The 15,123-nt window shown below is 49.1% G+C and carries 12 protein-coding genes; 4 read left to right on the top strand and 8 right to left on the bottom strand.

From position 1 onward, the window contains the following. Window positions 1-54 precede the first annotated feature (54 nt). The 3 genes from ACR6Z4_RS25415 (at window position 55) to ACR6Z4_RS25405 (ending at window position 4,280) form a co-directional block, all read left to right on the top strand. Window positions 55-1,263 carry a 4-hydroxy-3-methylbut-2-enyl diphosphate reductase gene (locus tag ACR6Z4_RS25415; protein ID WP_479720138.1) on the top strand — a complete coding sequence of 403 codons (1,209 nt, stop codon included), beginning with the start codon at window positions 55-57 and terminating at the stop codon, window positions 1,261-1,263. A gap of 594 nt (window positions 1,264-1,857) precedes the next feature. Further along, window positions 1,858-3,096: an FtsX-like permease family protein gene (locus ACR6Z4_RS25410; RefSeq protein ID WP_479720137.1), complete on the top strand. Its 1,239-nt coding sequence runs from the start codon at window positions 1,858-1,860 to the stop codon at window positions 3,094-3,096. Window positions 3,097-3,635: 539 nt separating this feature from the next. Then, window positions 3,636-4,280, top strand: coding sequence for an ABC transporter ATP-binding protein (locus ACR6Z4_RS25405; protein WP_479720158.1), 645 nt, complete (start codon window positions 3,636-3,638; stop codon window positions 4,278-4,280). A 210-nt stretch (window positions 4,281-4,490) separates the two neighbouring features. Here ACR6Z4_RS25405 and crtD read toward each other — a convergent pair whose 3' ends face one another. From crtD to ACR6Z4_RS25390, 3 genes are all read right to left on the bottom strand, one after another. Then, the gene (gene crtD / locus ACR6Z4_RS25400; protein ID WP_479720136.1) at window positions 4,491-5,996 is read right to left on the bottom strand and encodes a C-3',4' desaturase CrtD; all 1,506 of its coding nucleotides are present in this window, start codon (window positions 5,994-5,996) and stop codon (window positions 4,491-4,493) included. A gap of 184 nt (window positions 5,997-6,180) precedes the next feature. Continuing rightward, the gene (locus ACR6Z4_RS25395) at window positions 6,181-7,233 is read right to left on the bottom strand and encodes a glycosyltransferase family 4 protein (RefSeq protein ID WP_479720135.1); all 1,053 of its coding nucleotides are present in this window, start codon (window positions 7,231-7,233) and stop codon (window positions 6,181-6,183) included. A gap of 411 nt (window positions 7,234-7,644) precedes the next feature. Beyond that, a complete protein-coding gene (locus tag ACR6Z4_RS25390) occupies window positions 7,645-7,944 on the bottom strand; it encodes a putative quinol monooxygenase (protein WP_479720134.1) in 300 nt (99 codons plus the stop codon). A gap of 169 nt (window positions 7,945-8,113) precedes the next feature. On the opposite strand from ACR6Z4_RS25390, the gene ACR6Z4_RS25385 reads away from it, so the two are divergent. Then, window positions 8,114-9,391 (top strand): serine hydrolase, encoded by a 1,278-nt coding sequence (locus ACR6Z4_RS25385; RefSeq protein WP_479720133.1) that lies wholly within the window; start codon window positions 8,114-8,116, stop codon window positions 9,389-9,391. A 116-nt stretch (window positions 9,392-9,507) separates the two neighbouring features. Here the strand turns inward: ACR6Z4_RS25385 and ACR6Z4_RS25380 are convergent, their stop codons facing one another. From ACR6Z4_RS25380 to ACR6Z4_RS25360, 5 genes are all read right to left on the bottom strand, one after another. Then, window positions 9,508-10,278 carry a TPM domain-containing protein gene (locus ACR6Z4_RS25380; RefSeq protein ID WP_479720132.1) on the bottom strand — a complete coding sequence of 257 codons (771 nt, stop codon included), beginning with the start codon at window positions 10,276-10,278 and terminating at the stop codon, window positions 9,508-9,510. Continuing rightward, on the bottom strand, window positions 10,272-10,784 hold the full coding sequence (locus tag ACR6Z4_RS25375) for an N-acetyltransferase family protein (protein WP_479720131.1): 513 nt from the start codon (window positions 10,782-10,784) through the stop codon (window positions 10,272-10,274). The genes ACR6Z4_RS25380 and ACR6Z4_RS25375 overlap by 7 nt, the downstream gene beginning before the upstream one ends. A gap of 23 nt (window positions 10,785-10,807) precedes the next feature. After that, entirely contained in the window at window positions 10,808-12,241 is a 1,434-nt protein-coding gene (locus ACR6Z4_RS25370) for an MFS transporter (protein ID WP_479720130.1), read from the bottom strand. A gap of 188 nt (window positions 12,242-12,429) precedes the next feature. After that, on the bottom strand, window positions 12,430-14,778 hold the full coding sequence (gene pcrA / locus ACR6Z4_RS25365) for a DNA helicase PcrA (RefSeq protein ID WP_479720129.1): 2,349 nt from the start codon (window positions 14,776-14,778) through the stop codon (window positions 12,430-12,432). A gap of 100 nt (window positions 14,779-14,878) precedes the next feature. Beyond that, complete coding sequence (locus ACR6Z4_RS25360; RefSeq protein WP_479720128.1) at window positions 14,879-15,022, bottom strand: hypothetical protein; 144 nt, start codon at window positions 15,020-15,022, stop codon at window positions 14,879-14,881. Window positions 15,023-15,123 lie beyond the last annotated feature (101 nt).

Below are 15,123 nucleotides of genomic sequence, written 5' to 3'. Positions count from 1 at the left end.
TCTGATAGGCTGTTTGTATAGTTCTAGCCAGACGGTGTACCCATAAAAAGCAGTATGGACACAAAAGCATTTAAGCGATCGCTCAACCACTCTGATAACTACCATCGCAAAGGGTTCGGGCACGAAACTGAAGTATCGGACATGATGCAGTCTGAATATCAGAGTCATCTGATTCAGCAGATTCGTGAGCAAAACTACACCCTGACGCGGGGTCAAGTGACGATTCGGTTGGCAGAGGCATTTGGCTTTTGTTGGGGGGTGGAACGGGCAGTCGCAATGGCATATGAAACCCGTCAGCATTTTCCCCACGAACGCATCTGGATCACCAACGAAATCATCCACAATCCATCGGTCAATCAACGATTGCTGGAGATGAACGTCCACTTTATTGCCGTGGATGCAGGGGTTAAAGATTTTTCGGTGGTGGAACAGGGTGACGTCGTCATCCTGCCTGCGTTTGGAGCCAGTGTCCAGGAGATGCAATTGCTAAATGACAAAGGGTGCACCATCGTAGATACAACCTGTCCCTGGGTGTCAAAAGTCTGGAATACGGTCGAAAAGCACAAAAAAGTAGAGCATACGTCGATCATCCACGGTAAGTACAACCACGAAGAGACGATCGCGACCAGTTCTTTTGCCGGAACCTATTTGATTGTGCTCAATCTGGCGCAAGCGCAATACGTCTGCGATTACATTCTCAACGGTGGCGATCGCGATGAATTTATGGCGAAATTTAGCAAGGCTCACTCGGTTGGGTTTGATCCCGATCGCGATTTAGAAAGAGTGGGGATTGCTAACCAAACCACGATGCTGAAAGGGGAAACCGAGCAAATCGGCAAGCTGTTTGAGCACACGATGATGAAAAAGTACGGGCCCGATCGCTTAAATCAGCACTTCCTCAGCTTCAATACCATCTGTGATGCCACGCAAGAGCGCCAAGACGCCATGTTGACCCTGGTCGATGAACCTTTAGACCTGATGGTGGTGATCGGCGGCTACAATTCCTCAAATACTACCCATCTTCAAGAAATCGCAGTTGAAAGAGGCATTCCGTCTTATCACATCGACAGTAGCGATCGCATTGGTTCGGGCAATCGCATCGAACACAAACCGTTGAATCAACCGTTAGACGTCAAAGAAAACTGGTTGCCCGATGGTTCGATTGTCGTGGGGATCACTTCTGGGGCTTCAACGCCCGATCGCGTTGTAGAAAGTGTAATTGAGAAAATCTTTGAACTCAAAGGTGCCATGGCGATCGCCTGATCTCAGACATATCTAATCCAGGGAGGTCGCCTGACGGGTATCCTGGCTGTGCCTCAAACCCTATGTCCTTAGGATCATGGATTTAATAAAACCGAAGATTTATTTTTGGAAGCGCGGCTCCGCCGCGCTTCCAAAAATAAACCGAAAGTCTTTTCTGTTTGAGAGAGCGGCGGAGCCGCCGCTCTCTCAAACAGAATTGGGTTTGGTTAGATTCGCCTGGCGTAGGGGCTTAGCATTGGGTAAAAAATCCTTGACTTAGCTCGAAAATCCTTGCCCAAAGGCTAAGCCCTTATAGAATTTAATGACTCCGACACAAAATCTATCAGAATCAGGAAAATTCTGTTGAGAAAAAGTGTACGGGCTAGAAGCAATGTCGTAAGTTGGGTGGCGATCGCCCTACAATTTCGTCACTGTCACATGTCGAACGCTACAGAAACCAGGCTCAGGATAAATTTAGATAGGGCTAATCTAAACCCTAGCCCCAAAGCCTAGACTCAACATTAAGGGATTCAACGTTCCACCAACTCAACCGATATCCAAATTCTGGTTCCGCTCACACCCAAGCCCCAATCCCTCATTCCCAGCTCCTAATTCATGCCCTCGATCGCCCGCAAGAACTTATTCGAAGATATTCCCCGCTTCTTGGTTGCCCAGGCAGGGATTATGTTTGCAGTCAGTCTTGTGACGATCCAAACTGGCATTCTCAGCGGATTTACCCGCTCAACCACAACGCTGATTGACAATTCTCGGGCAGATATTTGGATCTCTGCGAGCGAAATGGTTTATCTAGAGCTAACTCTTCCTATTCCGGCGGGTTTAGTCAATCAGGCTAAGCAAGTGGAAGGGGTAAGACGTGCCGAAGCGTTGAGCATTAAAGGTGCCGTTTTGCGCAGTCCCCAAGGCAAAATTGCTCCGGTTCGCCTGATTGGCTTTGACCCGGCAAGTAAATTGTTTACCCCTGGTCAAATTGTTGAAGGCGATTGGAAAAATCTGAGTCAACCCTACAGTTTCATCCTGGATCGATCGAATTTAGATTCGTTAGACCTCAGCCATCTTAATGAAACTGCCACCATCAGTGCTTTGCCAGCCAAATTGGTTGGGCTAACGCGACGAACCCAATTTATTGCGTCTAGTTCCTATCTATTTACCTCCCTCGTATCCGCCAATGCTTACAGCAATTCGGGGTTAACCTCGACAACCAGTTGCAACTTGGAGTCCGGGCAATTGGTTTGCACCAACGTCTACTCTAAAGTTGACCCGACCGCTGCTGTGGCTGCGCCAGCGCCACTGACTGCCAGCGATGCGATCACCTACGTGTTGATTGAAGCGGAGCCAGGGCAAGATTTGACAGCCCTGAAACAACGGCTGAACTCAGCGTTATCAGGAACGACTGCTCTGACCCAAACAGAAATGGCGAGTCGAACTCGTAATTACTGGATCCGCCGAACCGGCATCGGTTTCATCTTAGGATTGGGCGCTGTGGTTGGGGTTATTGTTGGCATGGTCATCGTCGGACAAATTCTTTATGCTTCGGTGTCAGATCACCTGAAAGAATTTGGCACTCTAAAAGCAATGGGAGCATCCGACTGGGTGCTTTATCGAGTCATTGTGGAACAATCCCTTTGGATGGCGGTCTTAGGATATGTGCCCAGTGTCTTACTGTGCTTGGGTTTGGGAGCTTGGACTCTTGCCACTCAGGGCATCATGATTTTAATTACACCCATCACCGCCGCCGGAATTTTTGGCATCACAATTCTTATGTGTGTCGGCTCCGCTGTGTTTGCGATTCAAAAGGTAACCCGTGTTGATCCAGCAATTGTCTTCAAGGCATGAACCTTAGATAAATATTCCGTGTAGGGTATTACTGAGCTGTTAGCTTGCTTGTGCGTAAACTCAATAATGAAATGTATGGCAATGCCTCAGGGCGTTAATCGGAGGCTCTTATACAAGAACCGTTGTCTATCCAAACGCGAAGCGCTATCAGGTATTTTTTGAGAAATCTGGAGATGAGTCTAACAGTGGTGAAGCTAATGATGGGGTTAAGAATCAAATCACTGAGTTTTGCATAAATCCGGACGACAACAGTGACAAATAAGCTATGTCATCTACCACCTGACAGGGCTAGTCGATTGGATGAAGTCTTGAAGTAAGCTCAGACCTTAAGCTAAGAAAAGCTTCTCAATTGATCATCTCCTCGCACTCTACACTGCTTGTCTTCACTTGTTAATGCTGCCCAAGATGCACACCCTAGTTTATTCAAACGCATGACTGCTCAAATTGATTTGAAAAACAAAGTTACAAAATTCGCAACTCAGGGAAGCGTCGTCCAATTCAAGCCCAGGACGAAGGCGATCGCAGCTCAGGGTGTGGAGATGATCTACCAAGCGGGAAATCAGTCTTTCCATGCTCTCCAAGATATTAATCTAGAGATTAATACCGGAGATGTCCACCTGCTGATGGGTCCCTCTGGGTCTGGAAAAACGACCCTGCTCTCGATCCTGGCTGGAATCTTAACCCCCACCTCTGGTAGTGTTCATCTGCTGGGTAAAGACATTACCAAAATGTCTCGTAGCCAACTATCCAAGTTTCGGTTGCATAACATCGGCTTTATCTTCCAGGGATTCAACCTTTTTCCTGCCCTGACGGCAATGGAAAATATCGCCTTAGGTCTGACTGTAAAAGGAGTAGGTGAACGCGCGGCTCGCTTAGAAGCGATGCAGCTGTTAGATCAAGTCGGTCTAGCCGACCGGGCTAAGAATTTACCCAAAGAATTATCGGGTGGACAAAAACAACGGGTGGCGATCGCTCGCGCTTTAGCCGGACAGCCTCCCCTGATCATGGCAGATGAGCCAACCGCAGCCCTAGACTCTCAAAGTGGTCACGCTGTGATTGATCTACTCCGCAAATTAGCCAAAGAAAACGGACACACCGTCCTGATGGTGACACACGATCCCCGCATTATTGACGTTGCCGATCGCGTCACCTACCTGGAAGATGGCATGTTAGTCAAAAATTAGTAGACTCAATCAAAAATTTTGCAACGGGGGCAGGGGTTTCACCCCTGCGTGGGGGCACCGCCCCCACCGTCCACACTGTAAAACTTAGTCGTTGCAACACTAGGGGGTAGAAGTTGGAAAGTAGGGATCAGGATGATTCATGATTCACCACCCCTGGAAAAATAGAACCGTTAACCGTAGAGACGCGATACATCGCGTCTCTACAGTGTTTTAAACACCCATTGCTTCAATTTGCCGGACTACGGTCAATGCCGAATAGCTGACCCCTGCGGTGCCTTCACCGGGATGGGTAGAGTCACCGACGAGCCAGAGCTGTTGGATGGGGGTGCGATTGGCAAAGCCAAAGGGTCCAAAGGTCGAGACTCGTTGACCAATCCCGCCGACAACCCCTTGAGCGCGAGCTGTAAACCGAGCAAAGCTTCTGGGTGTGGCAGCTTCTTGATATAGCAAGGTGCCTGGCGTGAGGTGAAAGAATTGGGCTAGACGGGCGATCGCCTGCTGAGTATAGGTTGCTTTTAGGGCTTCATAATCGGAACAGTGCCACCAAATCGCGGGATCCGTAAAGGATGAGGCAATAATAGTGGCTTGTCCGGCGGGTGCCCGACCGTCTCCAGGATGGCTGACCGAGACAAATAGCGAATTGTTCTCGGCGATCGCCCCTTCGTAATCGTAAAGAAATTGCAGGTGGGGTGGGCAGTGGGGTGGAATTGCAGCCTGATCAACGCCTAGATACACCACAAATGCGCCAGATGAGGGGGGCAATTTATCAACCCGTCGTCGGTAGCCTGAGGGAGTTTGCTCTGCCAGTAAGTCTACTAAATTTTGCACAGTGACATTGGCAACCACCTGATCGGCTGGCTCAATCCAGCTTTTTCCAGTTCTCAGGTCTTGGATTTCAACGCCCGTGACTGCCCCGGCATGGGTGTGAATTCGGGTTGCTGTATGACGCATCATTAGTTTGCCGTGGTCTCGTTCCAGTGCCGCAACCAGGCGATCGCTTAAAACTTGCATACTGCCATGCAGGTGATATAACCCTTGAGGGGTTTGAGATACCCCTAATGCGGTTGCTGCATAAAGCAGGGCGGTTTCTTCGGCATCAACCTGAGAATATAGCTTCAGTTGTAGGTCTAAAAAGGTTTTCAACCGTAGATCTTCACCCAATCCATAAGCGCGCAATACCTGACCCACTGTGGCGAAGGTATAGGGCAACGTCAGCAACGTATTAGGTCGAACTGCCTGAGTTAATTGCCAAACATCCCACAAATTACGGGGTGGCAAAATGGGATCTCGTGATTGAAATTGCCAACTGGCTTGAAATAGCGAATTTAGAAGTTGCCAGAAAGGCTCGCTACCCGGAAACTGGCGTTGTCGTTCGTGTTGCCAGCGTTGGCGATCGCGCCAGACACTAATGGGTTCAGATTCACCAGGTAAATAAACGGCACACGCGGGATCGCACGGTGTTGCCGCTGGCAGATCGATTTCAAGCTCTGAAAAAATTCGGTGATGAATTCCACCTGGCTCTAAGCCAGCCACTTGTGTGGCACCCACATCAAACGTAAACCCCTGTCGCTTAAATGTAGACGCGCATCCTCCGGGAACCAGTGCCTGATCAATGACTAAAACCGAGTACCCACGACGCGCCAACAATGCTGCGGTGGTGAGTCCACCGATACCTGCACCGATCACCACAACCCGGTTCGTTCGCCGCTGTCCCATGCGCATTCTCAATCTAGATTTTTACATTTCTTAATATTCATTATCATAAACGGTGCTGTGGATTTGGGCTATGAAATTGGGTGTGGGTGCCTCGCTCTGCGAGGCACCCACACCCAATTTCATAGCTGGATTCAGCAATCATCTTAGTTCCAACGGATGACTGTTGCTGATTCTATTGGTGATCTTATTGCTGTCGGGTAGAATATTGACGGACTTTCCAGCCAGTGTAACTGAGCAAAACCGTTGCGCCGATCGCATAGCCTGCACCACTGGGAATTCCAGAGAAAGCGAGCGCCAGGCTGCCTGCCCAAAGGGTCAGCGAATAAATAAACAACACGGCAAATCGATGGGATAACCCTGCTTGAAGCAGACGATGGTGCAGATGTCGTTTATCGGCAATGAAAGGAGATTTGCCATTCCGCAAGCGATCGAGAATGACGGCAGACATATCTAAAATCGGGACTGCCAAAATCAAGTAAGGCAACAGCACGGCTACCGTGGTGACACTCTTGACCAAGCCAACCACGCCCACACCTGCCAGGGTAAAGCCAATAAAATAGGCTCCTCCATCCCCCATAAAGATCTGAGCGGGATTGAAATTGTAACGCAGAAAGCAAAGGGTTCCCCCTGCTAGAGCCGCAGCAATCAGGGCAGCGGCGGGCTGGTTCATAAACAAGCAGACGATCAACATGATCACGGCTGCAATTCCGGAGACACCGGCAGCAAGACCGTCTAAGCCGTCAATCCAGTTAATGGCATTCGCCATGCCCACTAACCAGATGACTGTGATCGGCAGGCTCAGCCAGGCAGGTAAAGAGACCAAGCCCATAGTTGGAACGGTCAAAAAGTCGATATGAACCCCTGCATTCCAGGCGAACCCTGCCACCGTCGCTTGCAATAGCAACCGAACCAGCGGCGACAGGTTGAAAACATCGTCGGCTAGCCCGATGAGGAAGAAGGCAAGACCTCCGACCGTGACGCCCCAAATTTCGTATTCTTTATCGTGCGGTAAGATGCCAAACCCGCCTAAGCCCCAAACTGTGAGGAGTGCCACTAAGGTGCCGAGAAAGATGGAAACACCTCCCAGGCGTACCATCGGACGCTTATGCAATTTACGACCTCCAGGTGGATCGTAAAGGCGACTCTTTAAGCCAATTTGTTTAACAATTGGCGTACTCACGAAGACGACGGCAGCAGATACTATAAAGGCAGCCAAATGATATGGGTGGACTTGCATTTTGGCGTCAATAACAGTTGGTCAAATGAGAACGTCAGGCAGAGTCTACATGAACTTTTGCCCTGATAGCTAGAGTTGTAAGGGAATTTCTGATGAACCACCCCGCCTAGCAACTCTTTCAGCACAGATCAATAAAGCTCAGGACAAAGTGCCTTCATCATTAAAGATTAGTGTATCTCTAGTAATTTATACCTGATTTTGTGAATTGCGTTGCAGTTTTATTGATAGATGATAGTGGAGTTTGAGATCTCCTGAGGTGATTGAATCGGTGGGTCTTAAGATTTAGAGGTCAGCTCATTTCTCAGGAAGTGCTTCAATTGTGGTGTTAATGGTTTGGAAAGGCACGCTCCGCGCGCCTTTCCAAACCATTAACACCAGATCGAGAGCATCACCATTTCTTATGGGTATGCCTCATTGCAACACTTGATATCGTCGGATCTCAGGTGGCTCAGCCAAGAATTCTCCACTTTCTAGCAGAGCTTCCTGGACATGGTCTGAATCTAAATGAGCTTCCATCTCCGCTTCGCTGCGCCAGACTTCCAGAACAACAAACTCAGTGGCGATCGCCGCACTCTGACACAACTCATATCGCATACACCCAGCTTCCTGGCGAGTCGGTTCAATCAGCTCTTGGAGTAACGCTTTGACCCGATCTTCATATCCAGCTTTTGCCACGATGCGGGCAACAACATAAAGGGGGGCGTCTGCCATATTCAAAACCTGACATCATTCAAATCGGATTGCTATATGATGAATTTGCTAAATTAAACCCAATGTATTTTGTGGGCTAGAGTTTTGCCGATGGCAAACTCCCAGTTTCCAAGATAAACGGGTTATGGCTTAATGTAACGCTTGAGCGTTGGTGGATGAGGTTATGGGAATGAAACGGGTTTGGTATCTACTCCTTGCCCTGATGGGTGCTTTGACATGGTTGGGTGGGTCGGCTCTGCTGCATCCCTCTTCAGCACTGGCTCCTGCCTTAGAACCCCCCGACTCAAAAACGTCTCAACTGCCTGATTTTCAGTCGGTAGATGACATGTATCGGCTGCGCGATCGCCTGCGAACCCAACTAAAAAATTCTGCTGCCTCATCAGAGGTAATGGGTACGCTGCAAGCAGTTGAAATCCGCATTCAGATTGAAGAAACAGCTCAAGACTTATGGGAGCGAGCATCTCGGGCAGCGACCCAAGCTGAGCGACTGGGACGATCGACTCCAGATGCTTCTGTCGAATCCCTCAAAAATATCTATGACCTGTGGTACGAAGCGGTCAATTCCTTAGAAGAGATATCTGAATTATCGTTAGTTTCACCCGATGTGCCTGTCAGGTTAGAGGAGTATCGCGACCAGTTAAAAACTGCCACCCACGCTTATGAAACGGCGCAGTCTGACTTTTTGAAAGACATTGCCCAGCAAACAGGGCTGCCCCTGGAATCAGTTCACATCACGGTCTGTCATATTGAGGGCGAATGTCGGCGCTTGAATGGAGATATTTTACCGGCTAGCCCTGCCAGCTTGATTAAAGTGCCCGTTGCGATCGCGTTAATGGAGAAGCTGACGACCGAAAACATTAGTCTAGATACCAAGATTTTTGTCAGCAATGGCAACTATACCGAAGATGCCTCCGATATTTGGGTAGGAACGGAGTATCCCTTGCGCCAGTTGTTGATGCGAATGATCAACCAGAGTAGCAACATTGCCACCAACCAGCTGATCGATTATCTGGGACGGGATTATATTAACCAGGTGATGCGCGATCGCGGCTATAGCAGTACGTTTGTCGATTACAAGTTGGTAGGGGAATACACGTACCCAGACGATGCCGGTTCGATGCCCAACACAATGGACACAAACGATTTGACCGAGATGATGCGGCAAATTTTCCGTCTTGCTCATCCTGGCGACGACGTTTTAATCGATGCCCTGACCAGCCAACAGGATACGGTCTTGGGCTACGACGGCTTACGCGGCACCAATGCGATTTGGATGGGTGAAAAAACGGGGCAAAACTCAAAAGCGTTGGGTACGACCTTTGCCTTTCAGCTGAAAGGAGAACTCTATATTGCCAGCATTGTGTTGGATTACACTGCCGATGAGTATGCGATGCGCCAATCTGTCAAAGGCATTGCTCAATATTTGATGGAAAAGGGCGGGTTTTAGAGAGCCTATCGCAATGCTCAATTCCATAAAATACAAGTTTTTGAGAGAGAGCCGCGCGGAGCGCGGCTCTCTCTCAAAAACCGTAGTCTATCCAGACGCGAAGCGCATATGTGTATTTACCAGTGTCCACCTGCGTCACCACTGTTACTGCTACCGCCGATGTCTCCATAGCCGCAATCTCCGGTACTCCCATCTCCATAGCTACCTTCACCATCACCGCCGACCAGCTTGGAATTTTGCAAAATCATCCGAAAATTGTCTTCCGATACTCCTGCAAAGGTTTTTCCCCAACCCGGCGCAATGTATCTGGACAGTATGAAAACCCCAGAGACAGCGATCGCAATCAACAAGATTTTGCCACCATTGGGAAGATCCGGATGGGAATGGAGGCTTTTGATCAGGGCAGTGGTGCCGGATAGCATTCCCTGATCAAACTTCGCTTGTTTGAACTGGGGCAAGATCTGTTGGTTTAAAATCCAACTCAGACGCTGATCGGGTAACAGGACGGCAGAACGAATTCCTGTATGAATCTCAACGGCGCGATCGCTCTGCACTACCAAAAGTAAGACCCCGATTTCCTTGGCGTGATCATCGACTGCCCAGCGATCGAATAATTCCAGGGCAACCTGATGCGCAGTCTGATCCATCGGGATGTCGGGTAGGGTCACGATGACAATTTTGCTCCCGGTTTCGCGATAGAGCTGAGCAATCTCCTGATTTAGCGTCGTCTTGGTAGACAAACTCAGCATATCGGCTTCATCCAACACCCACCCGTCCAGGGTTGGTTGTGGATTGAGCAATGTTTCCAGCGATAAACCCCAACTCCATGTGGGGGGTAAAACCAGCCACAAAATCAACGTCAGCCCCAACACCAGTCGTTTCAACATGGGGGTTCCCCTATGCCGTAGTGTTTTTCCCAATAGTGAACTTCAGGGCTATCGTGTCGGATTCCTAAGTCAGACCAACCCAGCTTTTGATAAAACCGAACTGCGGCTGTGTTCGTTGGGCTGGCACTCAAACGAGCTGTGGTATACCCCAATTGCTGAAAAAACGCTGCTGCGTAGGCATCTAACTGGTGACCCCATCCCTGCCCCCGGTAAGCAGGCACCAGATAAAACAAATTGACGTAGCCCACCGCGGCATCATAGCGCCATCGACCGAGTTCGATTTGCCCAATAATGGTGTCTTCATGCCAGACGTGGACGCAGCTATTGGGCAGTTCAGCCATGCGTTTTCGTAGCCAGCGAAAATAGCCCGGTATACCCCCCTCACTGGTTTGAAAACGATCGGCAGAGCCAAAGCTACAGACATAGGAATCTTGCCGAAATTGAACGCAAAGGTCGGCATTTCGGTCGAGATCGATCGGTTTAAACTCTAGTGTTGGATGCGTCAATCTTAGACTCGGATTCAGCAATGTCAGGACGTTTGATTTGCCTGACGTTCTCTTAGTTTTAAAAGAATATCTGTGTGAATGTCATGAGTGATCGGATAAAAGTACGCCAGTGCTAAGGCAACAAATAATGCCAGGGTGGGTAGGGGTCCCATTTCTAAGCGAATGGCTAGCAGGGCTGCGTCTGGTTGAGTCGGTGCGGCTTGATCGGCGGTTGATGAAATAAAACCTGCCCAGTCTAAGCCTTTCCCTACGAGGAAAAGGGCGATCGCCAATCCTACTTTTTGCATCTGCACCATAAAGCCATAAAACAAACCTTCTCGCCGCTGTCCATGGTGCAACTCATCCAGATCAATCACATCGGGCAGCATCGACCAGGGCACAAGATATACCGTAGACAAGCCGATCCCGATTCCCACACCGCAGAGATACATCCAGGCAAGTTGGTTCGGTTGGACAAAAAATAATCCAGTCTGACTCAAGATCAAGACGGGAATGCCCAGAAAAAACACGGCTTTTTTGCCCAGTCGCCGCGCTACGCAACCCCAGATAAACATCATGCCAAAGGTGGTTGCCTGCACCGCGATCGCCATCTGCGTCACATGGGTTTCTGACAGACCCATCCAATTCACAACGTAGTAGGGCAATACCGCCGCCGACACCTGCACCGATACCCAGGCAAACACATAGGCTCCGGTGACCAATTGAAAGGCTCGATTACTAAATACACTACGAATTTGTGCCCCAAACGATACCTGGGATGTCGTAGATGAGGCGGATGTAAGCGTAGCGAAATGACTCCGAGTTCCCCAGACGCATAGAACGATGGTGATCACCGCCAGCAATGAACAAAAGCTACCCAATATCAAATATTTCAGTTGCGCATCTTCAACGATCGAAAAGATCACTTGTGCCACGATCAACGAAGCAATTCCGGCGGCGACGGAAAATGCCATTTGAATGCTGATCAGGCTGGTGCGATCGTTGTAATCCTGCGTCATCTCAGGTGCCAGGGCTGAGTACGGCAGGATGACGGCAGTGTATGCCGTGTCAAATAACAGGGCAATAATGACGTAGTACCAAAACAACAGCCCCTGACGTGACCCCCCATCTAACCCAAATGAGGGCACAATCCATTGCAAAAAGAAGAAGATCGCAAAGGGAATGATACCCAACAGCATCCAGGGATGACGTTTTCCCCAACGAGACTGAGTGCGATCGCTCAACCAACCAATGAGTGGATCATTGATCGCATCCCAGATGCGACCGATCAACAAAATCGTTCCGGCTAGACCGGCATTAAGTCCGGCGACGTTGGTAAGAAAAAACAGAAGAAAAAAGACGCGGATGTTTGTCACTGACGAACTGGCAATTTCACCCACGCCATAGGCAAGTTTAGTTCGCAGTTTCAGGCGTGGCGCAGGTGCTACAGCAGGATTTGGGGGCAGAGCAGACGTCATAACGATATCGGGAGAATCAGCTATACCCAGAATCTCACAGAATCCTGAGTAGATCTGTTTGGGTTAGTCCTCAACCGAATTAAAAACGATCTCGAAACCTGTGTACTGCCCGCTACGCGGGCAGTACACAGGTTTCGAGATTTCATGGTGTGACTCCCACCATCACCTTTGGGATAAGGATCAGAAGATTACTCAACCTTTTGCAGGGGGGTGAGTTTGGGGTCAACGATCTTTTGCCCCACACTGGGAAATTTGATCGCAAGGCAAATTTTGTTGCCCGCTCCAAAAATGTGGGTCACTTGTCCTGCACCAAAGGCTTTGTGCATAATGCGATCGCCCACAGTCCAATCATTCTCATGGGTATTGGGCAATTTAGAAGCCGTCTGCTGTTTAATCTCCCGGATGGGGGTGCCCATGCGTTTGGGAATAGCCGCCGCCACGTTGCTGAGTAAGAGTTCTTTGGGTAACTCTGCCAAAAATAAGGAAGGGCTGGCAGGCTCCCGCGATCCATAGAGGCGACGTTCCCGCGCATAGGTCATAAACAGCCGCTCTTGGGCACGGGTAATGCCGACATAACACAGGCGGCGTTCTTCTTCCAGAGCTTTGGGGTCTTCCATGGAGCGGAAGTTGGGAAACAAACCCTGCTCTATACCCACCAGAAACACAACCGGAAATTCTAACCCTTTCGAAGAGTGCAACGTCATCAACGAGACTTTTTGTTGTCCTTCTTGCAAGTTATCGAGGTCAGAAGCCAGCGAGGCACTTGCCAAAAACATGGGCAGGTTGGCTTCTTCGTTGTCTTCTTCAAATTGCAACACGGCATTATAAAGCTCTTTGACGTTGCCCAGGCGATCGTCCGCTTCATCGGTGCCCTGTAACTTCAGATCCTGGACATAACCCGAATCATCCAGGACACCCTGGACGATTTGTGTGGCAGGTAGGGTATCAATTTCCTGTCGCCATTTTTGAATGATTTGCGTAAAGCCCATCACAGCTTTAGCCGATCGCCCTGCCAGCGTTTGCACAGACGTTTCATCAGAAAGAATTTGCCACAGCGAGGTATTTAACTCTTGAGCTGCTTTTTTAAGACGGTCGATTGTGGTTTTGCCAATGCCCCGTCGTGGGGTGTTGATCACCCGCTCGATACTGACCGAGTCATCTGGATTGGCGATCGCCCTTAAATAGCCCAACACATCTTTAATTTCTCGGCGATCGTAGAATCGTAGACCCCCCACGACATTGTAAGGAACCCCATAATTCACCAAAACATCTTCAAATGCCCGCGACTGGGCATTGGTGCGATAGAGAATGGCAAAGTCGCCCCAATCTAATTCCGGATTGTTGAGTTGCAGTTGGCGAATTTGGTTGACAACAAACTGCGCTTCAGCCGTCTCATCATCTGCCCGATAGATAAAAATTGATTCCCCAGCCCCTCGGGTTGGGCGCAACACTTTATCGATCCGTTCGGTGTTGTTTTCAATTAGATAATTGGCAACTTCCAGAATATTTTCGGTCGAACGATAGTTTTCCTCTAACTTCACCATCGTCCGCGTATCATCATCGGGCAACTCATCCCCAAAATCTTGTTGGAAGCCCATCAAAATTGTAAAATCGGCGGCGCGGAACGAATAAATTGACTGGTCAGCATCGCCTACGACAAAGACCGATCGATAAGTCCAATCGCCAAATTGGCGAGAGTCTGCCCCATTGGTGACGAGTAAGCGGATGAAATCATATTGGGTGCGATTGGTGTCTTGATATTCGTCTACTAAAATGTGTCGAAATCGTTTATGCCAGTACGCTAAAACTTGCTCATTCTGACGAAACAATTGCACAGGAATCAAGATCAAGTCATCAAAATCGAGCGCATTGTTAGCCGAGAGCTGTTTCTGATATTCAGAGTAAACGCTGGCGATCGTTCGTCCGCGAAAATTGGGTTGATCTCGCTCAAAGGCTTCCGGAGATAGACCCTGATTTTTGGCATTGCTGATGGCGTAGCGCACCGAACGCGGATCAAACTTTTTGTCGTCAAGTTGGAGTTGGTTGACGACAATATCTTTGATCAGACTTTGCACATCCGATTCGTCAAAAATAGAAAAGTTGCGATTCCACTGTTGCCCCTGCGCACTCTGATATTTCTCAATGTCAAATCGCAAAATACGCGCACACAACGCATGGAATGTGCCAATCCACAGTTCTTTGGTAATGTTTTTGTAAACGTACGATCGCAACCGGGTTTGCTCGATTGCCGCCAACGCATCCAGTGGTTTACCATACTTAGCCTGCGCCTCTTGTTCGGCAAAGAGTTTTTCGATCCGCTCTTTCATTTCTCGTGCCGCTTTGTTGGTAAACGTCACTGCCAAGATATTTTCTGGATCGACTCGATGGGTCAACACCAGATTGGCAATTCGATACGTGAGCGCTCGCGTTTTGCCTGACCCAGCTCCTGCGACAACCAATAACGGTCCGCAGAAATGTTCAACTGCACGACGCTGAGACGGATTCAGATGAGCGAGAAAATCAACGGTTTGAGTCATTGCCAAAGAGATTGAGCATCATGGATCATTTCTAGTCCAAGCGTACCGTATTTATCTCTGCTTCGACCGTTCACCCCTGCGTAGAACCTATCTCCGTATCTCAGTAGGTCAGCTCTGTAATTACACAGAGCCAATCGTTAGAAAGCCACATTTTCGTCACAATTTCAAAGCCGGCAACCCGCCCAGCAAAAGCGTTTAACCCTGGTTTTAGTAAGGACTTGAGGCGATCGCCAGATCTTGACATAGGTATTGAGTATCCAGATGAAACAGACCTGGAGCCGAGAAAGAGCAAAAATGTATTCGTAGATACTGATCTTTCTGCCCGAAAGGTCACTGAGTCATAAA

It is taken from the genome of Calyptranema fuscum S582, assembly GCF_055793305.1.
This window is presented reverse-complemented; position numbering and strand designations above follow the sequence as displayed.

Coding starts and splice junctions, on each gene's coding strand:
- ACR6Z4_RS25415 (WP_479720138.1), top strand. CDS start 55: ATGGACACAAAAGCATTTAAGCGATCGCTCAACCACTCTGATAACTAC.
- ACR6Z4_RS25410 (WP_479720137.1), top strand. CDS start 1,858: ATGCCCTCGATCGCCCGCAAGAACTTATTCGAAGATATTCCCCGCTTC.
- ACR6Z4_RS25405 (WP_479720158.1), top strand. CDS start 3,636: ATGATCTACCAAGCGGGAAATCAGTCTTTCCATGCTCTCCAAGATATT.
- crtD (WP_479720136.1), bottom strand. CDS start 5,996: ATGGGACAGCGGCGAACGAACCGGGTTGTGGTGATCGGTGCAGGTATC.
- ACR6Z4_RS25395 (WP_479720135.1), bottom strand. CDS start 7,233: ATGCAAGTCCACCCATATCATTTGGCTGCCTTTATAGTATCTGCTGCC.
- ACR6Z4_RS25390 (WP_479720134.1), bottom strand. CDS start 7,944: ATGGCAGACGCCCCCCTTTATGTTGTTGCCCGCATCGTGGCAAAAGCT.
- ACR6Z4_RS25385 (WP_479720133.1), top strand. CDS start 8,114: ATGAAACGGGTTTGGTATCTACTCCTTGCCCTGATGGGTGCTTTGACA.
- ACR6Z4_RS25380 (WP_479720132.1), bottom strand. CDS start 10,278: ATGTTGAAACGACTGGTGTTGGGGCTGACGTTGATTTTGTGGCTGGTT.
- ACR6Z4_RS25370 (WP_479720130.1), bottom strand. CDS start 12,241: ATGACGTCTGCTCTGCCCCCAAATCCTGCTGTAGCACCTGCGCCACGC.
- pcrA (WP_479720129.1), bottom strand. CDS start 14,778: ATGACTCAAACCGTTGATTTTCTCGCTCATCTGAATCCGTCTCAGCGT.
- ACR6Z4_RS25360 (WP_479720128.1), bottom strand. CDS start 15,022: ATGTCAAGATCTGGCGATCGCCTCAAGTCCTTACTAAAACCAGGGTTA.